16 protein-coding genes and 1 CRISPR repeat array (1 of these 17 only partly in view) are annotated in these 19,482 nt (G+C 70.4%); of the genes, 4 read left to right on the forward strand and 12 right to left on the reverse strand.

Annotated features, from left to right (window positions below; all coding sequences use genetic code 11):
- A CRISPR array of direct repeats spans positions 1 to 268; the repeat unit is 28 nt; unit sequence GGAACAGCCCCGCTCGCGCGGGGAAGAC; it begins 919 nt to the left of the window's first position.
- A gap of 58 nt (positions 269 to 326) precedes the next feature.
- From cas2e to UO65_RS14630, 10 genes are all read right to left on the reverse strand, one after another.
- The gene (gene cas2e / locus UO65_RS14585; protein ID WP_035282894.1) at positions 327 to 677 is read right to left on the reverse strand and encodes a type I-E CRISPR-associated endoribonuclease Cas2e; all 351 of its coding nucleotides are present in this window, start codon (positions 675 to 677) and stop codon (positions 327 to 329) included.
- On the reverse strand, positions 674 to 1,630 hold the full coding sequence (gene cas1e, locus UO65_RS14590) for a type I-E CRISPR-associated endonuclease Cas1e (protein ID WP_233427579.1): 957 nt from the start codon (positions 1,628 to 1,630) through the stop codon (positions 674 to 676). The genes cas2e and cas1e overlap by 4 nt, the downstream gene beginning before the upstream one ends.
- Positions 1,630 to 2,298, reverse strand: a complete 669-nt coding sequence (gene cas6e, locus UO65_RS14595; RefSeq protein ID WP_035282895.1) for a type I-E CRISPR-associated protein Cas6/Cse3/CasE — start codon at positions 2,296 to 2,298, stop codon at positions 1,630 to 1,632. The genes cas1e and cas6e overlap by 1 nt, the downstream gene beginning before the upstream one ends.
- Entirely contained in the window at positions 2,295 to 3,008 is a 714-nt protein-coding gene (gene cas5e, locus UO65_RS14600) for a type I-E CRISPR-associated protein Cas5/CasD (RefSeq protein ID WP_035282896.1), read from the reverse strand. Before cas5e ends, cas6e begins: the two co-directional genes overlap by 4 nt.
- Positions 3,005 to 4,138, reverse strand: a complete 1,134-nt coding sequence (cas7e, locus tag UO65_RS14605; protein ID WP_035282897.1) for a type I-E CRISPR-associated protein Cas7/Cse4/CasC — start codon at positions 4,136 to 4,138, stop codon at positions 3,005 to 3,007. The genes cas5e and cas7e overlap by 4 nt, the downstream gene beginning before the upstream one ends.
- Positions 4,139 to 4,158: 20 nt before the next feature.
- Positions 4,159 to 4,791 carry a type I-E CRISPR-associated protein Cse2/CasB gene (gene casB / locus UO65_RS14610; protein WP_084175579.1) on the reverse strand — a complete coding sequence of 211 codons (633 nt, stop codon included), beginning with the start codon at positions 4,789 to 4,791 and terminating at the stop codon, positions 4,159 to 4,161.
- A 17-nt stretch (positions 4,792 to 4,808) separates the two neighbouring features.
- Complete coding sequence (casA, locus tag UO65_RS14615; RefSeq protein ID WP_035282898.1) at positions 4,809 to 6,437, reverse strand: type I-E CRISPR-associated protein Cse1/CasA; 1,629 nt, start codon at positions 6,435 to 6,437, stop codon at positions 4,809 to 4,811.
- A complete protein-coding gene (gene cas3, locus UO65_RS14620; protein ID WP_324608969.1) occupies positions 6,424 to 9,189 on the reverse strand; it encodes a CRISPR-associated helicase Cas3' in 2,766 nt (921 codons plus the stop codon). The genes casA and cas3 overlap by 14 nt, the downstream gene beginning before the upstream one ends.
- Before the next feature lie 959 nt (positions 9,190 to 10,148).
- Complete coding sequence (locus tag UO65_RS14625; RefSeq protein ID WP_035282901.1) at positions 10,149 to 10,763, reverse strand: Sua5/YciO/YrdC/YwlC family protein; 615 nt, start codon at positions 10,761 to 10,763, stop codon at positions 10,149 to 10,151.
- Positions 10,760 to 12,013, reverse strand: a complete 1,254-nt coding sequence (locus UO65_RS14630; RefSeq protein ID WP_052021192.1) for a 2-isopropylmalate synthase — start codon at positions 12,011 to 12,013, stop codon at positions 10,760 to 10,762. The genes UO65_RS14625 and UO65_RS14630 overlap by 4 nt, the downstream gene beginning before the upstream one ends.
- A gap of 281 nt (positions 12,014 to 12,294) precedes the next feature.
- On the opposite strand from UO65_RS14630, the gene UO65_RS14635 reads away from it, so the two are divergent.
- From UO65_RS14635 to UO65_RS14650, 4 genes are read left to right on the forward strand one after another with little or no spacing between them, the layout of a single operon-like run.
- Positions 12,295 to 13,833: an NCS1 family nucleobase:cation symporter-1 gene (locus UO65_RS14635; protein ID WP_411431359.1), complete on the forward strand. Its 1,539-nt coding sequence runs from the start codon at positions 12,295 to 12,297 to the stop codon at positions 13,831 to 13,833.
- Positions 13,826 to 14,668, forward strand: a complete 843-nt coding sequence (locus UO65_RS14640) for a nitrilase-related carbon-nitrogen hydrolase (protein ID WP_035282905.1) — start codon at positions 13,826 to 13,828, stop codon at positions 14,666 to 14,668. The genes UO65_RS14635 and UO65_RS14640 overlap by 8 nt, the downstream gene beginning before the upstream one ends.
- A gap of 11 nt (positions 14,669 to 14,679) precedes the next feature.
- Entirely contained in the window at positions 14,680 to 16,065 is a 1,386-nt protein-coding gene (hydA, locus tag UO65_RS14645) for a dihydropyrimidinase (RefSeq protein WP_035282907.1), read from the forward strand.
- A gap of 10 nt (positions 16,066 to 16,075) precedes the next feature.
- Positions 16,076 to 17,071 carry a TIGR03842 family LLM class F420-dependent oxidoreductase gene (locus UO65_RS14650; RefSeq protein ID WP_035282908.1) on the forward strand — a complete coding sequence of 332 codons (996 nt, stop codon included), beginning with the start codon at positions 16,076 to 16,078 and terminating at the stop codon, positions 17,069 to 17,071.
- Between the two features lie 46 nt (positions 17,072 to 17,117).
- Here the strand turns inward: UO65_RS14650 and UO65_RS14655 are convergent, their stop codons facing one another.
- Together UO65_RS14655 and UO65_RS14660 are read right to left on the reverse strand one after the other, a co-directional pair.
- Positions 17,118 to 19,136: a hypothetical protein gene (locus UO65_RS14655; RefSeq protein WP_035282910.1), complete on the reverse strand. Its 2,019-nt coding sequence runs from the start codon at positions 19,134 to 19,136 to the stop codon at positions 17,118 to 17,120.
- A 55-nt stretch (positions 19,137 to 19,191) separates the two neighbouring features.
- Positions 19,192 to 19,476, reverse strand: coding sequence for a hypothetical protein (locus UO65_RS14660; RefSeq protein ID WP_035282912.1), 285 nt, complete (start codon positions 19,474 to 19,476; stop codon positions 19,192 to 19,194).
- Positions 19,477 to 19,482 lie beyond the last annotated feature (6 nt).

The following is a 19,482-nucleotide window of genomic DNA, read 5'->3' on the forward strand; positions in this document are numbered from 1 at the left end:
CAGCCCCGCTCGCGCGGGGAAGACCTTCGGGGGCAGACGGGCCTCAGTCGGCAGGAGGGAACAGCCCCGCTCGCGCGGGGAAGACGGCGCGGTCCATCCGCCTGTGCGGGGGCATGTTGGAACAGCCCCGCTCGCGCGGGGAAGACGTGGGCTTGGTGGACCGGGGCGGTATGTGGGCGGGAACAGCCCCGCTCGCGCGGGGAAGACCCGCTGTCCGACGCCCACACGTGGCCCGCCGGGGGAACAGCCCCGCTCGCGCGGGGAAGACACTTGTTGACCTGGAGGTTTACGAACAGTAACAGCGTTTCTCATTCACTTTTGTCGGCTCAGCGCTGGCCGTAGCGGCGGCGTCTGCCTGCGGTGCTCCAGCCTTTCTTCTCACCGGTGCCTGCTCCCTCACCCACCGCTGACGGGCGCAACATCAGCGTCACGCCCTCGAAATCGACCGGCACCCATTCGCTGGCGTGGACGGTGAAGGCGAGGCCCTGTTCGTTGTCGGCTTGGTGGACCATGATGGCGCGGCCGGTCTTGACCATCTCGACCACCCGTTCCCACATCAGGCCCCGCACGCGCGCACTGATGCGGCCGACGAACACGCCCGGGGAGATTTCCAGGAGCCAGCGGGTGAGGTGGCCGCGCAGGCCGATGGGGCAGGCCGCCACGACGATGACCGTCATCCCTCCTCCTCGTCGTAGGCGACGCCTCCGGCGACGTTGCGACCGTTGTAGTCCCACAGCATCACGACGTCCGGGTCCTCGAATGATTCTGGCCCGTATTCGACCACCTCATCTTCGTCCGCCAGCAGGGTCTTGATGTCGCGGACGCAGGTTTCGAGGAACCTGCCGTCCTTCATCCGGTCGCGAATGGCGCGGCGGGTTTCCGCGCCGATGTCGCCGACCTCGCGGGCGGCGATGTCGAAGGCGGTCGGGATCGTGATCTCTGTCTTGTAGAGGTCTGCGATGTCGAAGACGAATGACCTGACGTGTCCCGTGTGGACGAAACCGAGGCCGGGCGCGCAGCCCAGGGCGACCGTGACGGCGTGCACGACCCCGTAGAGGCTGGTGTTGGCGGCGGACAGGGCCTGGTTGATCGGTGTGCCGCTGTCGAAATCCGAGGTGTCGTAATCCCGGCGTTCCCACTGCACCCCGGTCCGCTTGGCATGGTCGCGGTAGATGCGCCGGACACGCGATCCTTCCCGGCCCCTCAGTTGCTGCATGGTGAGGCCCGAGGTGTCCTCGTCGGGGAAGCGCATGGCGTACATCGCCCGGGCGACCCGCAGGCGCGAGGTGCGGTTGGAGACCAGTTCGGCCTGCCGCTCCAGCAGCCGTGACGACCGGGCCAGGGTGCGCCCGTGGGCGTAGTACCGCACCCCGTGCTCCCCCACCCACACCGCCGTGGAACCGCTTTCCGCGAGCAGCACCATGGCCTGCTGGCTGACGTTCGTCCCCGGGCCGAGGAGCAGTGCCCCCACGGTGGCGGCGGGGATGTGCACGATCCCGCGCGCGTCCCTGGCGGTGATGGCGTTGGCGTCGCGGTGGACCACGCAGTGTTCGAGGTAGACGAAGGTCAGCCGGTCCTGTGCTCGGCTGAGCTGAGAGATCGGGACCGGTCGGGCGCCCGGGATGTCCATCAGCGGACCGCGGCCAAGGTGAGCAGGCCGCAGCCGTAGCCCTTGGCCGGGCCGATCCCGTGCACCAGGGCGGTCCGCAGCGCTTGGGGGTCGGTCACTTCGAGCAGGCCCTCGAAGGTGGCGGTCGACAGGGTCACCGTGCGGGTTTCGCGGGCGAAGCGCCAGGTGTGCCGGGCGCGCACGGCGACGTCCGGTTCCTTCTCCACCCCGGCGGGAACGGTGAAGCCGTGGTTGTCCACCCGGTCGAGCAGCCACTGGGTCTGCTGGGCGACCGTCACGTGCGCGTACCGCTGCGACCGGATCGCGGTGGCCTTGCGGCGCTGGCTCCTGACCGGGTTCGCGGTGAGCCGGAAGGCATAGCGGTCGGCGATGGCGACCCGGTCCAGGAGCGGGGTGTAGTCACGGGTGACCCAGCCCTGGGTGGTGGGCCACCCCGCTTGCTCGACGAGGTGGGTCAGGTCCGGTTCGTGGGGGCTGAGGACGTAGAGCAGGGTGCTGTGCTCGTCCTGGTCCAGCCGCCACAGGACCCGGCCCTCATCGGTCGGGGTGCGGTGCGCGGCGGGGAAGGCGTTGAGGACGGCGGCGTGCAGGCGGTGCGGTGAGGAGAGCAGGTCCCGCGCGCCCCGCCGGGCCTTGTTGATCTCGAACCGGGTGAGGAAGGCGCTCATCGTCGGGGCTCCAACAGGTCCATCGGGTCGTGGGCGGCCTGCGCCGGGGGCGGGGTCCACGCCGGGTTCGGCACGGTCACCCGGCGGTGGGCCACTGACCGCCAGGCGTAGGAGCGGTTGGCCGGGTCGAAGCTGACGGGTTGGTCGCGGACCAAGTCCGCGCCGACGGTGTCGGGGGCGCAGTCGACGACGAGGTCGAGGGTGACCGACTGCGCGCGGTTGTCGGCGACCGTCCGCTTGGACGCCATCCACGGCGTCTCGGTGAGCACCCGTTCGGCGCCTCCGGGGTGGAGACCGTGTTCGAGCTTGCCGACCGGGGGGCAGGACCGCCTGCCCAGGGCCAATGGGAACGCGGGCCGCCGCAGGGCGTCGCGCAGGCCGGTGAGCAGGCTTTCCTCCCCCTCCACCGCCACCAGGAACACCGCGTCGGACAGGTAGAACCGGTAGGACAGCGGCATGGACTCGGAGCCGTCGCGCGTCCGGGCGGTCTGGAAGTCGCGCTCGATCCGGCCCGGCTGTTCCACCCGCACCCCGACCCGCAGGTCGACCAGGTCCGCGATCGAGTCGACCCGGCGGCGGCCGTCCGCGGCAGCGAGCAGGCCGATCACCCCGCTCTTGGTCGGCACGCGACCGGTCTCCCGGCGGGCGAACCGGCTGCCGGTGCCCCAGGACTGCAACGGGCCCGCGAGCCGCAGCAGTAGGGCGGTCACGGCTGCCCCACGCGCTGCTCGACCAGGTCGGCCACGGCGCGCACGGTGGTGTCGAAGGTCGACCGGGTGCCCAGCTCGTCGAGTGGTTCCATCCGCTCCCCCACGCCGAAGGACCAGCAGCCGACCGGGGTCTCGTCGAAGGCGCGGTGCAGTTCGGTGGCCTGGTCCGCCAGGCGGGCGATGGACGCGGCGACCCGACCGCCCTTCTCCCCATCGACCACGGCTTCCTCGAACGCGCCCGCCAGGTTGATCGGCTGGGTCTCGCGCACCACGACCAGCACGGCGTCGGGGAGGGTGCGGTTGGCGAAGGTGTTCTGCTTGCCGGTGGGCATGCTCGCCACGAACGCGCGCACGAACGCGGCCACCGCGCGCTTGGTGGCCTCGGGGTCGCCGAGGTTGCGGTGCAGCGCGTCGACGTCGACGTTGGCGTAGCGGTAGAGGGTGGAGGAGTTGAACTCCACCGTGCCGATCATCCCGGCGCCCGCGTCCTCGTCCTCGTCCTTCCTCTTGTGGTCGTCGACGGCGGTGAAGTAGTCGTACTCGTTCGCCACGGCGTGCACGCTGATGGCGTGCGCGACCTGGGCGGCTGCTTCGACGTTGAGGGCAGTGTCGTCGGCGACCATGCGACCGAACAGCGACACGTCGACCGAGTGGGTCCGGTCGGCGCGCGCCCTGGCCGCCGACTTCTCGATGGTGGCCTTCCCGCCGTCGGCGGCGTGGGCGGCCTCGACCGCCAGCGCCGCCAGGTTCTCGACCTGCCGGTTGCTGAGGAACAACAGGTAGCCGGACTCGTCGGGCTCGTCCTTCTTCTTCGCCGCCACGATCTTGATGCCCGCGGCGGTCAGCACGTCCTTGGCCAGCGCGGGCGCCGAGTCGGCGAGGGCCGCGTCCTGGCGGGTGATCTCGTCGGTGAGCAGTTCGACCACGCGCTTGGTGCGGACACCGAGGTCGGAGCGGTCGAGCAGGCCGTCGAAGGCGTCGCGGGTCGCGCGCTTCCACGCCTGGCTGGAGACCCTGGAGCGGCGGACACCGCCGTAGACGGCGCTCTTGGGGCTGCCGGTGTCGTCGCGGTTGAGGTTGCTCGGCGGGACGGTCTGGAGGACGTGGATGTCGACGATGGTGCGCGGCACGGTGCCGTTCCTCTCGGTGGTCAGGCTTGGTCGGTTGCGGTGACGAAGTGGAATTCCCGGCCCCAGGCCAGGACGACCCTGGTCCGCCGGTCGCCACCACGCTGCCAGTCGGACAGGTCCTGGGCGAGCTGCCCGTAGTCGAGGGGAATCCGCCTGGCGCGCAACAACTGCGCCACCCCTCGCAGGTGGTGGAACAGTTCCTGCGGGGAGTCCGCGGTGCTGAGCATGGCGAAGCGGCGCAGGACCGGGTTGTCCGGCGGGCTGTCGGGGCTGAAGAGTTGGCGCATCGCGGCGCCCAGGCGCACGCCGCGTTTGTGCATCCACTTGGCCTGGGACTGCTGGTGCAGCGCGAACAGCGTCAGGCAGTGGTGGGCGGCGATTTCGTCATGGGTCGGCTCGTCCGAGCGCGCACCGCGGGCGAAGACCGGGTGCAGCGTGTGGACGAGGATTTCCGGGACGCTGCCGGGTTCCTTGCCCACTGCCCGCCGCAACTGGGCCAGTGCCGCCACACTGGAGGACACCTTGCGCAGGTAGCCGCTCTGCAACGCGGTTGCCCGGGCGCCGACGATCCCGCTCAGGGTCGAGTTGTCCCGGGCGGGGAGTTCCTCGGTGCGCTCGGGAGTCCCCGGTGTGCCGGTCGTCTCGGTGGTCATGTTCTCTCCCAGGGTGTTCAGGCGGTCGGCTCGGGGACGCGCCGACCGGCCATCGGGAAGGCGTCGCGCAGGGCTTTGCCGAACCAGCGGTCGGCGTGGAAGGCGGTGAGGAGGCGTCCGCCGCGGGACCGGCCCGCCATCGCCACCGCGGGCGCCTGGGCCAGCAGGTCGACGCCGAGGGCGCGAACGGCGCGCTTGCCCGTTTCGTGCCATTCCTGCTGGCAGGTGGTGGGATCGGTGTCCGAATCCAATCCCGCCACCCAGGACCGGAACAGGGGGTCCAGCGCGTCGTAGGCGGATTCCAGTGCGCGACTGCGCGGTCCGGCGTGCTCACCACCGGAGGCTTCGGCCAGGTTGGCGGCGAGCGATCCCAGTGCCTTGGCCGCCGCCTCGGCCGCGGCCACGCACGCGAGGACCACCCCGGTGAGGGCGACGGCGTCCTCGGTGAGCAGCATCGCGGCGACCGACATGCGGTCCTCGACGATCTCGTCCACCACCGAGTTGTTGCTGCCGTAGACCACGCCCAGGGTGTGCAGGTGGACCTGGTGGTCGGCGGGCAACGCCTTCTGCACCCTGAGGTGCCCCACCCAGCGGATCACCTTCGGTGAGAGCCGGGGGGCGGGCTCGGCGCCGCCCGGGGAGACGGTCGCGGCGGGGAGCATGGCCTGGAGTCCACGCCAGATGGCCCGTGAGGGGTCGTGCTCCAGCGGCATGTAGACGGTCGCCAGTTTGAGCTTGGTCGCTTGGGCCTTGCTGAGCCGCCACGCGGTGTGCGACTCGAAGCGGTTCAGGTTCTGCGGGGTGAGCCGGTCGCCGTTGCAGATCAACACACCGGTGACCTCGTTCCCGGTGACGGCGAGGCGGATGCGCCTGCTCGGCCAGGTGAACAGCTCCAACGGACCCGCGGGAGCCCGACCGCCCGGCACCTCCTCGGCGGCACCGAGCACCGGCCGCTCCCACACCGGGAGGTCCTCCCGATCGGATTCGGCCCGCTCGAAGTCGGCGGTGATGAGGTTGAGCAGGAGCGTCTCGCGGAGGTTGCGGCCCTCGACCAGCACCCCGCCGAGGTGACCCGACCAAGCCTGGCCGATCGGGTACCCCTTGCCGCCCTTGACGCGCTCGTCGCCGACCGCGCCGGACTTGATGCCGGAGGGGTCGAACGCCTGGCAGTGCACGACCCACCTGGCCGCCTCGGCGAACGAGAGGCTGAGCCTGCCGCCGATGCGGGTGGTGAAGAAGGGGCGACCGTTGGGCACGTCGACGATCAGCTTGCTCAGTTCGGAGAACTCGCCCTTGGTGGTGTGCAGGTCCGCCACCTGGAGGAACGGGGTGGTCGGGTGCAGCAGGTCGAAGCGCTCCCGGTGCTCGTCGAGGTAGCTCCGCACGGCGTCGACCGAGAGCCCGCCGGACCACATCCGCTCCCACCCGTCGAGGTCTGCGGGTCCGCGCACCGCGCGGTGCAGGATCGCCAGGAGCAGGCGCGTCACGGCGAAGACCTGGGTGGGCACGTCCCCGAGCAGGCACACGATTTCCCCCGCGCGCCGCACGGTGTCCACCAGGGACAGCTCGACCACGTCGCCGCTGTCCAGCCTGGCCAGCACCCACGGCTGCCCGATGAGGTCGAAGGAGCATTCAGAGTCGCTCATGCAGCAGCCCCCGGCGCGGGTCGTAGGTGAGGCGGAAGCCGTGCAGGTCAGCCCGGCGGTCGTGGTCGAGCACGAGGACGAGTTGTCCGGAGAGCAGGGGGGCGAGGTCGAAAGCGGTGACGCGGGTCCGCTCCAGTTCGGCGATGACGGCGTCGATGACCCCACCGTGGCTCAACGCGACCGGCAGGCGCACCGAGCACGCCGACACCACCTTCGCCTGCGCCCGGGGCACCTGTTCGAACAGCGGCAGTTGCTCGCCGCCACCCTTGACCCAGTCGGGCACCAGCAGCCCACCGTCCGCGTCGCGTTGCACGACCAGGACCTCCAGCGATTCCGCGCCGTCGCGCACCTGGGCCGCGCCCCGCACCTCGTCCTTGGCCTCGCCCGCCCCAGCGACCAACCAGCCCTCCAGCGAACCGGGGTCGACCGCACGTCCGACGAGGAAGGCGTTCGCGGCCTCGGTCCGCTGCCGCTGCGCGACCAGGGCTGCCGACGCGGCGGCGGCCATCGCGGGCTGCCAGGCCCCGGGACCGAGCACGTCCTCGCCGTAGCCGCGCTGCACGAGCGCAGCGATGTCGTCGGGCAGGACGATCCTGTCGCGCTCGACCAGCAACGCGGCCGACCGCAGCAGTGTGTGATCGCCGTAGACGCGACGCGACCCCGACACCGGCACCACCGGACCGGCGGCCCAGTCCTCGACACCGACCAGCGCGCACCGCGGCGTCCGCAACCGCTCGGGGCGGACGCGGTCGTGCCGGTGCAACCTGCCCAGGCGCTGGAGCACCAGGTCGACGGGCGCCAGGTCGGTGACCATCAGGTCGAAGTCGACGTCGAGGGACTGCTCGACCACCTGCGAGGCCACCACGACGTGCAGGTCGGGCCGATCGGTGCCGCCGGGGCCGAACCGGCGCACCAGGGACCGGTCGATCTCGGCGCGGTCACAGGCCAGGAAGCGGGAATGGGCGATGGTCACAGCGTCGGCACCGAACTCGTCGGCGAGCCGTTCGGCGGTTTCCTGGACGCGGGTGACGGTGTTGCGCACGACCACCGCGCACCCGCCGCCGACGAGGTTCTCCCTGAGGTGGGCGACGAGCGTGTCGAGGTCGTCGGCCAGCCGGTCGAGGTGGACCTCGGTGGCCTCGGCGGTGTCGTCAACCGGCGTCGAGCCCGCGGTCGTGGTGATCACCGGGTAGCCCGGATGACCGTCGGCGATCGTCGGAACAGCGCCCTGCCCCTCGGCGTAGGCACGCACCAGCTCCGCGCGTCGACCATCGGGCAGGGTGGCCGACAGCAGGACGACCGGGACACCGTAGGCGCCGAGCCAGTGCAGCACCCGGTGCAGGTAACGGGACATGTAGACGTCGTAGGCGTGCACCTCGTCGACCACCACGACCTTGCCCGCGAGCGCGAGGTGGCGCAGCATCAGGTGCCTGCTCTTGAGCCCGGCGAAGAGGACCTGGTCGATGGTGCCGACCACGAAGGACGCAAGCCCGGCCTTCTTCCGCCCGCTGAGCCACTGGTGCGCGATCGCGCCGCAGTCGTCGGCCCGCTCGCCGATCCCGACGTACCGGCCACGGCGGACCAGCCCGGAGTACTCGTCGTTGAGGTGCGCCTTGCCGTGGGCGAGGGTGACCGACACCGCCGAGTCAGCGGGCAATCGGTCGATCCAGTGCCGAACCCGGCTGAACATCGCGTCCGTGGTCGCCTGCGTCGGCAGCGCGAGGAAGCACCCGTCGGCCCCGGTCCGGTGGGCGAGCACCTCGGCGGCCAACAGCGCCGCCTCGGTCTTGCCCGACCCCATCGGCGCCTCGATCACCACGATCCCCGGCTCGACCCCCTCGGACACGGCGACGGCCGCGCGCTGCACCGGCCTGGCCGAGGACTTGTCGAACCGCGCCCGGAAGACCCCATCGAGGTCCCCACCCAAGGCTGCTGCCCGCCACCCACGTGGCAGAGCCAAATCTGCCCAGCCGTCGGCCACCCGCCGAGCGGTGACCTCGTCGTCGGGAAGGGAGGGAGGCCGGTGTGCGGACCACAACGGAAACAGCTCCGAGTTGGACGCTATCCAGTCGGCGACGATGACGACCCCGGTCAAGATGACCTGTGTCGGCACCCCCAGGTCCGACGTCGAGAACTCGTCGAGCCCGGGAAACCGTTCAGCCGCTCGGGAGAGCAACGTGGCCCGCACCGCCTCCCACACCCCGGCGCCCGCCAGCTCCGCGCGGTCCCGAGCGGTGTCGAGTCGGCCGCTGTCCGGGGTCATGCCGTGGTGACTGCCCACCACCGATGCGAGCTGCCCCGCGATCCGCCGGTCGAACCCGCGACCCCGAAGCCAGTCCTGCACGGCCAAGTGACCGACGAGGGTGTGGTTCACCGCGCCCCGCAGGGGATCGTGCTGGAGCCGCAGGTCGACCGCGAGACCGGAACGTCGCATGTGGTCGAGAAGGACGTCCGCCCGCGCAGCGGTCGCCTGCACGGCAAACGCCGGGCTGGCCTTCCCCACGTCGTGCACGGCCGCGAGCCACTGTGCGAGGTGGACAACGCCCTCCCGACCACCGGGCAGGTCCCGCGCCATTCGCGCAACCACCAAGGGGGACAACCACTCCCGAACGAGCAGAGCAGCAACACCGGCGGTGTCATCGAGGTGCTGCCACAACGGCAACCACCCGAAGGTCACCTCGTCGGGATCGAATTCGGTCTTCGCCCAGACCGTCGCCCAAGCGTCCACAGGCGTTGTCACGATCCCTCCCACTGTCCAGCGTACTGCCGTCTCAAATCTCCACAGCTTCCGGTTCTGTTTCTGATCCAGCCCAGATTCACCCGAACGGACCTGGCGGGCCGGGCGAACAGCCCAGCATGGACAACCTGCGAACAACCGACAGTCCATGTCGAACGCAGAAGTACCCTTGCCCAGTCTGGCCAGGCGCAGAGTCTGAACGCGGTAGCCTCTTCATCTGGCCAGAGGAGGAGAAACGCCGTGTGTCAATTTGACATCGTGGAGCGCGTCGTCCAAGATCATCTTGTGCACGTAACCGGCTGGCCAGCCAGGTCCTGACTTCGTCTCGCTGACGGCGAGCTGATCCTGCGGTCGCCTCATCGTGCGGCCATAGGCCACACATCATCCCTGCTCGCGCGGGGTTGCCAGCAGATACCGAGTAACGGTTCAGCCGTGACCACGGTGACCCCCCGGCTGCAACGGGGGGTCACCGACTTGGTGTCATCCATTTCTCTCAGCATGGAGAACAAGTGCCAACCGTACACGACAGACCTTCACCAAACACGCCCAGCCCTGGAGACGGGCCGACCATTCGAGAGGCTGTCATCTGGACCATCGCCGTGATAGTTGCAGTGATCGCTGGAAGCATCGCGGGACTGGGGATATGGCTACACCCTCTCACAGACGGCAAATTGCGAGAAATCGCAGCTTTCACCTCTTGCGCCTTGGTGACGTTGGCGACCTACTGGCAGGTTGACCGGAAACTCACGTTCACCATCCGACCGTAGTCATATCTTTACGCAAGCCGGGCCAGCCCCAAAAAGAGGCACAAGGCTGACCATTTTTGCCGCTTCTCCGACAAGCGGGACTGGCCCGGCGCCACGGTCGACTAAATAACCAACCCGGCCTCCGAAATTCAATTGGGCACGATGGAGGAGATCCTAGACACAACTTCAAAGTCCCGGAATCGGCTCTACCCCTGCACGTCGTCCTCCTCACCACCGATCAGCAAGCAGTCTCAGGTAGGCGGCCGGGCCGCCGTTCGCGTGGTCTTGGGCGCCCGTGCGGGTCAAGGTCAGCTCGCCCTCCGGGGTGAGCTTGAGGGTCGTGGTGGCGCGACGGTCGTCCGAGGTGTCCTCAGCACTCAGGATGGGCACAGTGGCGGGGAACATCCGGGCGGCGGCTTCCGGAGTCGGCGCCGGGGCGTGGCCGGTGCGGTTGGCGCTGCTGACGTAAACCGGCCCCAGACCCTCGAACAGCTCCGCCATGGTGTGCGCGCCGAACAGGAGCGCGTAGCCGTCGCGGGTGGAGGGGGCCAGCGCCGGGCGCGGCCGGACGGGCACCAGGAGGGTGACCAGTTCACGGGTCAGGAGGTGGTGGGCGGTCTCGACCAGACGAGCGGGCAGGGCGAGGTCGGGCACGAGGTCGGCCCAGCGTTGCGGGGATGCCGTCCAGGTGGCGACCGGTTGGTCGGCGGGGCGGGTCTTGGCCAGGTTGACCGCGGCCGGGTCCGTGGCCGCGACGACGCAGGTGAGGGGGACCGGGTTGGGGAGGACGACCGCTGCACCAGATTCCAGGGCGGCGCGAACAGCAGGGCGGTCGGTGATCATCGGGTGGCCGCCGGGGTGTTCCGGGAGTTGAGGAAGCCGGCGAGGTCCGCATCGGGGATGTGGGCGTGGTTGCGGCGGTAGGCCTCGGACTTGACCCAGTCCAGCGCCGCCGCGGTCTCCTCCCCCGTCAGGTCGTGGCCGAGGCGGTGGGCGACCGCGCGGAGGACCCGGGCGCTGGCGAGGTGGGTGAGCAGGACGGTGGGTTCGATGCCCAGGACCTCGTGCGGGTCGTACGGCTCGAAGGTGCGGGGGTGGGCGAAGGGGGTGCCGGTGGAGATGGTTCCCACGCCGGTGCCGACGATCGGGGTGGTGACGGTGAGGGGGATGCCCGTCTCCTCGGCGACCATTCGGGCGATCGGGGGGACGCCGGTCAGGTCCGGGGGCGTGTGCCAGAGGGCGGTGCCCGGGCCGAGCAGGTCCTCCGCGCGCTGGGACAGGAGGAACAGCAGTTGCTCCGTTGCGACCATGCCGCTGCGTTCGGCGATGCCGAGCCAGGAGCAGGCTGCCACGCGGGTGCCCGCGGTGATGGCGGCGAGGGTGTTGGGCAGGCCCAGGCCGAGGTCGTTGTGCAGGTGGGAGGCCAGGACGACCTCGTCGGTGACTCGGGAGTGGAGGTCGGTGAACAGCGACGTCGCCTCGTGGGTGAGCAGTCGGCCCACCGTGTCGGCCAGGACCACCGTGCCCGCGCCCGCGGCGGTGAGGGAGGTGGCGTGGTCGGCCATCAGGCCCACGTCGGCGCGGGTGGCGTCGGCGAAGCAGATGTCGACGTGGGTGCCCTCGGCCCTGGCCGCGTCGACGAAGTCGGCCGCGGCCGTGAGGGCCTGTGCCGCGGGGCGGTGCACCATGACGTCGGCCATGACCTCCGACGCGGGGACGACGACCATCACCCGGGCGCCCGGGGCGCCCGCGACGGACGCGCAGGCCTGGCGGACGTCGGCGGTGGTCCCCCGGCAGACGGCGGCGGGGGTGACCGCGTCGCCCGCTTCGAGGGCGACCCGCCGGGTGGCGTCGAACTCCTCGCGGCACACGGCGGGGAAACCCGCGGCGAACACCACGTGCCGGGGGCCGTCCGCGCCGAACAGCGCGCCCTGCGCCCGGGCCAGCCGCACCCGGAAGTCGGCCGACATCAGGGTCTTGCCCTGCGCCCCGTCCCGCGCGGACTCCTCCCACAGCACCATCCGACCGGCCTGCGCCGACTCCCGGACCAGGTCCACGAACGCCTCCTCGTACCCGCTTCTCGTCCTGCCCATGAACACACACGACCACCGATCCGTCACCAGTGTTGTCGATCACCCGGCACCCGCGCTGAGGAGTCCTCACCCGGCTGTGGAACACTGCCACCGGACGGGTGAGTGACAGTCCAGTTGCCACGGTGTAACCCTTGTGCCCGCTGCACATCCGGTCATCGGCGCGCAATCGGCAGTGTGTTCGCCGAGTGGTCGAAGGCTGAACACAGTGACACTGCCGGGTGACCTCGACCTGCCCGAAGGATGCCGGGGTGGAACTCTGATCCCGAGCATCGGAGCGGATGATGGCCACTGCGGAAACCGGCGGCACCCAGCGCACCCTCCCGGACGGCCGGGTCGAACTCACCGACCGGTCCGGCATCGAGGGCAGCCGGTTCCACAACGCCGAGTTGGCGCCGGTCCCGGTGGCGCAGCGGACCTGGACGACCTACAACTACTTCGCGCTGTGGATGGGGATGGCGCACAACATCCCCAGCTACACCCTCGCCGCCTCGTTGATCGCGTTGGGGATGAGCTGGGTGCAGGCGTTGATGACGATCGTGGTCGGCAACCTGATCGTGTTGGTGCCGATGTTGCTCAACAGCCACGCGGGCACCAAGTACGGCATCCCGTTCCCGGTGTTCGCCCGGGCGTTCTTCGGGGTGCGCGGGGCGAACCTGGCGGCGCTGCTGCGGGGGTTCATCGCCTGCGGGTGGTTCGGCATCCAGACCTGGGTGGGCGGGCAGGCGGTGTACGTGATCGTGGGCAAGCTCGCCGGGGCCGGGTGGGTGGACGCGGCGCGGGTGGCCGACCAGCCGTGGACGCTGTGGGTGAGCTTCCTGCTGTTCTGGGTGGTGCAGATGGCGATCATCTGGCGGGGGATGGAGGCGATCCGGCGGTTCGAGAACTGGACCGCCCCGCTGGTGTCGGTGGGGTTCCTGATCCTGCTGGGGTACGTGCTGGTCAAGGCCGGTGGGCTGGGGCCGATCCTGGCGGCGCCGTCGAGGCTGGGGTGGGGGTCGGGGTTCTGGGCGGTGTTCGCGCCCTCGCTGATGGCGATGATCGCGTTCTGGGCGACGCTGTCGCTGAACATGCCGGACTTCACCCGGTTCGGCGGCGGGCAGAAGACCCAGGTGCGCGGGCAGGTCCTGGGGCTGCCGACGACCATGACGTTCATCGCGGTGGTGGCGATCCTGACGACCTCCGGTGGGCAGTTGCTCTACGGGGAGGACCCGGACCTGTGGGACCCGGCGCTGCTGGCGGCGAAGTTCGACAACCCGGTGCTGGTGGTGATCGCCCTGGTGGCGCTGGTGCTGGCGACCGTCTCGTGCAACCTCGCGGCGAACGTGGTCAGCCCGTCCTACGACTTCTCCAACGCGTTCCCGAAGCGGATCACCTTCGCCGCGGGTGGGCTGATCACCGGGGTGATCGGGGTCGTGATCATGCCGTGGCGGCTGATCTCCGACCCGGGCATCTACATCTTCGCCTGGCTGGGCTTCTACGGCGGGGTGCTCGCGGCGATCGCGGGGGTGCTGGTCGCGGGGTACTGGTTCGTCCTCAAGACCCGGCTCGACGTGGCCGACCTCTACGCCGAGGGGGGCCGCTACTGGTTCACCGGCGGGTGGAACCCCAAGGCCGTGCTGGCGACGGTGGTCGGTGCCGTGCTGGCCGTGGGCGGCGCGTACGGCGGGCCGTTCCCCGACGACGGGCTGATCCCGTTCCTCAAGCCGCTCTACGACTACAACTGGGCGGTCGGGTTCGTCTCCGCCCTCCTCGTCCACACCGTCGTGTCACTGCCCAACCGGGACAACTCCCGCCCACAGGAAGGGGAAGTCCGTGTCTGACGTCGTCAGGGCCGGTCTCATCCAGCAGAAGTGGACCGGCGACAAGGATTCGATGATCAGGGCCGCGGTGGACCACATCGCGACCGCGGCGTCGCAGGGCGCCCAGGTGGTGTGCCTGCAAGAGCTGTTCTACGGCCCGTACTTCTGCCAGGTGCAGGACGCGGACTACTACTCCTACACCGAGGGCATCCCCGACGGCCCGACGACCGAGCTGCTGTGCGAGGTCGCGGCCCGGCACGGGATCGTCATCGTCGCACCGATGTACGAGCAGGAGCAGGTGGGCGTCTACTACAACACCGCCGCGGTGATCGACGCCGACGGCACCTACCTGGGCAAGTACCGCAAGAACCACATCCCGCAGGTGAAGGGGTTCTGGGAGAAGTTCTACTTCCGCCCCGGCAACATGGACTACCCGATCTTCGACACCGCGGTGGGCCGCATCGGCGTCTACATCTGCTACGACCGGCACTTCCCGGAGGGTTGGCGGGCGCTGGGCCTGGCCGGGGCGAAGATCGTGTTCAACCCGTCGGCGACGAGCCGGGGGCTGTCGCAGTACCTGTGGCGGTTGGAGCAGCCCGCGGCGGCGGTGGCGAACGAGTACTTCGTCGGCGCGATCAACCGGGTGGGTGTGGAACCGCTGGGCGACAACGACTTCTACGGGCAGACCTACTTCGCCGACCCGCGCGGGCAGCTCGTCGGGGAGGCGGCGTCGGACACGGAGGAGGAGGTCGTGGTGCGCGACCTGGACATGGGGTTGCTCGCCGAGGTGCGGGACCTGTGGCAGTTCTACCGGGACCGCCGCCCCGACAGCTACGACTCGCTCACCAAGCCCTGAAAGGCCCACGGATGCGCACCATCATCACGGGAGGGACCGTCGTCAACGCCACCGGCCGCGCGCACGCGGACGTGGTCGTGGACGGCGAGGTCATCACCGCGGTCACCGCCCCGGGGTTGATCACCGAGGCGGACCGGACGATCGACGCCACCGGCAAGTACGTGATCCCCGGCGGCATCGACGCGCACACGCACATGGAGATGCCCTTCGGCGGGACGTTCTCGCACGACACCTTCGCCACCGGCACCGAGGCGGCGGCGTGGGGCGGGACCACCACGATCATCGACTTCGCGGTGCAGGCGCGCGGCACGTCGCTGCTGGCCACCCTGGACAAGTGGCACGCGAAGGCGGACGGCGACTGCGCCGTCGACTACGGCTTCCACATGATCATCTCCGAGGTGGACGACGGTTCGCTCAAGGAGATGCGGCCGTGCATCGACGCGGGCGTGAACAGCTTCAAGATGTTCATGGCCTACCCCGGCGTCTTCTACTCCACCGACGGCGACATCCTGCGCGCCATGCGGCGGGCCACCGAGACCGGCTCGATGATCATGATGCACGCGGAGAACGGCATCGCCATCGACCAGCTCGTGGCGCAGGCGCTGGCCGAGGGCCGGACCGCCCCGGTGGAGCACGGGCTGACCCGGCCGCCGGAGCTGGAGGGCGAGGCGACGTCGCGGGCGATCGCGCTGGCGGGGGTCACCGGGGCGCCGCTCTACATCGTGCACCTGTCGGCCCGGCACGCGCTGGAGGCGGTGGCGGCGGCCAGGAACACCGGGCAGAACGTGTTCGCCGAGACCTGCCCGCAGTACCTGTACCTGTCGATCGAGGACATGGCGAAACCCGGTTTCGAGGGCGCCAAGTACGTGGCCTCGCCGCCGCTGCGGACCAGGGACCACCAGGCGGACCTGTGGCGGGGGCTGCGGACCAACGACCTGTCGGTGGTCTCCACCGACCACTGCCCGTTCTGCTTCGAGGACCAGAAGGTGCTCGGCAGGGACGACTTCTCCAAGATCCCGAACGGGATGCCCGGCGTGGAGCACCGGATGGACCTGCTGCACCAGGGCGTGGTGGCCGGGGAGATCACCCTGGAGCGCTGGGTGGAGATCAGCTCCACCACCCCGGCTCGGATGTTCGGCCTGGCCGGCCGCAAGGGGACCATTTCCCCCGGCGCCGACGCCGACGTGGTGGTCTACGACCCGGCGGCGACGCAGACCATCTCCGCGCTGACCCACCACATGAACGTGGACTACTCCGCCTACGAGGGCATGGAGATCACCGGCAGGGTGGACGTGGTGCTCTCCCGGGGTTCGGTGGTCATCGCCGACGGCGCTTTCCACGGCAAGCCCGGACACGGACGATTTCTGAAGCGCGACCTCTCCCAGTACCTGCTTTAGGAGGATCGGCATGGACTTCGGTGTGGTGTTGCAGACCGACCCGCCCGCGAGCGACGTGGTGCGGCTGATGGTGGAGGCCGAGCAGCGCGGGTTCAGCCACGGCTGGACGTTCGACTCGTGCGTGCTGTGGCAGGAACCGTTCGTCGTCTACTCGCAGATCCTGGCCCAGACCCGGTCGCTGGTGGTCGGGCCGATGGTGACCAACCCGAGCACCCGCGACTGGTCGGTGACGGCGTCGCTGTTCGCCACCCTCAACGACATGTTCGGCAACCGCACCGTCTGCGGCATCGGCCGGGGCGACTCGGCCCGCCGGGTGATCGGGCAGCGGCCCGCGTCGCTGGCGGTGCTGCGCGAGTCGATGCACGTCATCCGGGAACTGGCCGAGGGCCGCGAGGTCGAGCACCACGGCGGACCGGTCCGCATCCCGTGGGTGCGCGACGGGCGGCTGGAGGTGTGGATGGCCGCGTACGGGCCGAAGGCGTTGAAGCTGGTCGGCGAGCACGCCGACGGGTTCATCCTGCAAACCGCCGACCCGGCGATCGCCGAGTGGACCATCGGCGCGGTGCGCGAGGCGGCGGGCGCGGCGGGACGCGACCCGGGCGGGATCACCGTGTGCGTCGCCGCCCCGGCCTACGTCGGCGACGACCTCGCCCACCAGCGCGACCAGCTCCGCTGGTTCGGCGGCATGGTCGGCAACCACGTGGCCGACCTGGTCGCCCGCTACGGCGAGTCCGGGCCGGTCCCGAAGGAGCTGACCGAGTACATCCGGGGCCGCGAGTCCTACGACTACGCCCACCACGGCAGGGCGGGCAACCCGTCGACGGACTTCGTGCCCGACGACATCGTGGACCGCTTCTGCCTGGTGGGTCCCGCCTCGGCGCACGTGCGGCGGCTCCAGCAGCTCAAGGAGCTGGGGGTGGACCAGTTCGCGGTCTACCTGATGCACGACGAGCGGGAGAAGACGCTGGCGGCCTACGGGGACGAGGTGATCCCGGCACTGCGCTGACCGGGCCGCCCCGCACCGGTGGCGGCCGGTGCGGGGCGGTTCCCGCCTACAGCTCGCGCAGGTCGTAGCCGTCCTTGACCTTCGTGGCCAGGCTGGCGATCGTGGCGCCCGCGCCCTTGCCGTTGCCGGTGTTGTCCTGCGGCTTGGCCCAGTGGTGCGTGCCGTCCTCCGCCGCGAAGAGCAGGTGGGAGCGCTCGGGGAAGGGCTTGTGCCACCGGCCCTTCACCAGCTTGCCCGCCTGCATGTAGCCGTCCGGCTTGATCTCGCGGTCGCTCCAGTCGGCGAACCCGGTCGGGTCGACGTCCATCGGCCAGAAGGCGTTCGGGGCCGCGGAGTCGATGAAGCCCCAGTAGCCCGCGACGCGCACCCGCAGCGGGCGCCCCTTGAAGTCCGCCCCCTCAGTGCCGGGCGCGCCCGGTGCGAAGTCGGTGTCGAGGTCGACCTCCGCGACCGGCCTGCCCTTGGCGTCGCTGCCGGGCAGCACGGCCATCAGCGCCTCGCTGACCACGTCCATCGGCCCCGGCACGAACTCCCCGTTGTCCGCGTACAGCGCGCCGGTCCGCCCACCGATCTTGACGTTGCGGTACTCGCGGTTCTGGTCGTCGGTCTTGACCCCGCTGAGGATCGACTGCACGGGGTTGCCCGCGTTGTCGGCCGTGGGCCTGCTCGCCGCCGCGGTGGCGGCGGGCGTGGGCGGTTGGACCACCGCGACCTTGGGCATCCCGGCGATCATCGCCTCGGCGAGGGAGTCGACGCCCGCCTGCATGGCCGAGCCGTTCACCGGCTGCGCCGGGTCGATCGGCAACCGTTCCACGATCATCTCGGCGATGCGGGTGCCGAGCTGGTCGAGCACCGCGCCCTTGAGCGCGTCCAGCGGGTTGAGGATGGTGAAGATGTTGCCCCGGAACTCCTCGAACAGGCTCGTGCCGAACGACACGATGACCGACTCGGTGTCCTGCGTCTTGCCCAGCAGTTCCTGGAGCAGGGCCAGGCGCTGGCCGAGGTAGCCCTGCATCGCGCTGGTGATGCCCTTGCGGGCGACGTCCCAGACCAGGCCCAGCGGTGAGAAGAAGCTGGTGCCCACGCCGATCAGCCCGTCGGCGCACACCAGGGTGATCTCCAGGTTCGCCATGTGCTTCTCGGTCAGCATCCGGTGCATCTTGGTGGGGTCGGCGTTGTGCTCGGCGAACTGCGCGCCCTTCTGGTGGTTCGCCTGGTAGTCCTTCACCGCCGCGGCGGCCTGCGCGGACAGCGCGGCCTTGCCCGCGAAGGCCATCAGCACCTTGATGCCGGTCGCGGCGTTGCTCAACCCCACCGCCACCGGTGTGGTGAACGGCGAGGGCACCACCCCGAACAGGCCACCGCTGAACTGCATCGCGTTGGCGCACTGGTCGATGATCCACAGCCCGGCCTGCAGGGCCTTGCGCTGCTTGCCGGGGTCCAGGACCACGAGCGCCTTGATGGACTCGAACTCGACGGCCCCGGCGAAGTCCGCCCCCGCCTTGGTCATGACCTGCTTCGTCTGCTCGATCAGCGGGACCAGTTCCTCGCGGACGAACACGTCGAACTTCGCGAAGTCCGCGTCGGTGCGCGCCAGGGGGATCGACTGGGCGTGCCTGCGCAGCGCGTTCTCCGCCGCCAGGCCGCGCACCACGCAGTCCTGCAACGCGGCCCGCGCGGCGAGGGCGGCCTTGCCGTGCCCGGTGGCGTGCATGAACTCGAAGTCGGCCAGCCTGTCACAGGCGGCCATGACGTCCCCGCACTGGGCGAGCATCCCGTTCGAGAAGGCCATGTGGTTGTCGAAGAGCAGCCGGTACTCGTCCACCCGCTGCCGCAGCGCCGGGTCGACGCCGCCCTGGAGCAGGGCGGCGACCGGGGCGTGCGTGGTCAGGGTCTGCACGACCGGGCCGAAGGTGAGCGCGGCGACGGCCGCGGGGGCGGGGGCGGTGACGTCGGCGTTCTGGCGACCGATCCGGGCAAGCGCCGGGCGGGCGTGCTGCTGGATGGCGGTCTTGGCCGCGGCCAGCACCGCGGCCGGGTCCGCGGCGGGGGTGGGGTCGGTCATCGCTTCGCGCTCCTCTGGTGACCGTGGGCGGGTCCTGGGTGGGTGGTGCGGGGGTTCAGCTCGCTTCGCCCGCCATCGCTTTCACGATGACCTCGGCCAGGGCGGTGGACAGGATCTCGCCGAGCTGCTCCGGCGGCAGCGCGGCGGCGCCGGGCACCTCCGCCAGCACCTGTTCGACGGCGGGGTTGAGGGCGCTCTCCTGCAACTCGGCGATCAGCAGCGCCAGGTCGGCCTCGGTGATCGCCGCGCCGTCCTCGCCCCGCGCGGTCTTGACGGCGCGGTACTTGGCGAGCAGCGGCTCTAGGAACGCCGTCAGGTCGACCGCTTCCTGGCTGGTCACGGCTGG

It is taken from the genome of Actinokineospora spheciospongiae (assembly GCF_000564855.1).
Lineage (GTDB): Bacteria > Actinomycetota > Actinomycetes > Mycobacteriales > Pseudonocardiaceae > Actinokineospora > Actinokineospora spheciospongiae.

What these genes read in the sequence shown, in the direction of transcription:
- cas1e (WP_233427579.1), bottom strand. Translation starts at nt 1,630, where the DNA reads ATGGACATCCCGGGCGCCCGACCGGTCCCGATCTCTCAGCTCAGCCGA.
- UO65_RS14625 (WP_035282901.1), bottom strand. Translation starts at nt 10,763, where the DNA reads ATGATCACCGACCGCCCTGCTGTTCGCGCCGCCCTGGAATCTGGTGCA.
- hydA (WP_035282907.1), top strand. Translation starts at nt 14,680, where the DNA reads ATGCGCACCATCATCACGGGAGGGACCGTCGTCAACGCCACCGGCCGC.
- UO65_RS14630 (WP_052021192.1), bottom strand. Translation starts at nt 12,013, where the DNA reads ATGGGCAGGACGAGAAGCGGGTACGAGGAGGCGTTCGTGGACCTGGTC.
- cas6e (WP_035282895.1), bottom strand. Translation starts at nt 2,298, where the DNA reads ATGAGCGCCTTCCTCACCCGGTTCGAGATCAACAAGGCCCGGCGGGGC.
- UO65_RS14650 (WP_035282908.1), top strand. Translation starts at nt 16,076, where the DNA reads ATGGACTTCGGTGTGGTGTTGCAGACCGACCCGCCCGCGAGCGACGTG.
- casA (WP_035282898.1), bottom strand. Translation starts at nt 6,437, where the DNA reads ATGAGCGACTCTGAATGCTCCTTCGACCTCATCGGGCAGCCGTGGGTG.
- UO65_RS14635 (WP_411431359.1), top strand. Translation starts at nt 12,295, where the DNA reads ATGGCCACTGCGGAAACCGGCGGCACCCAGCGCACCCTCCCGGACGGC.
- casB (WP_084175579.1), bottom strand. Translation starts at nt 4,791, where the DNA reads ATGACCACCGAGACGACCGGCACACCGGGGACTCCCGAGCGCACCGAG.
- cas2e (WP_035282894.1), bottom strand. Translation starts at nt 677, where the DNA reads ATGACGGTCATCGTCGTGGCGGCCTGCCCCATCGGCCTGCGCGGCCAC.
- UO65_RS14655 (WP_035282910.1), bottom strand. Translation starts at nt 19,136, where the DNA reads ATGACCGACCCCACCCCCGCCGCGGACCCGGCCGCGGTGCTGGCCGCG.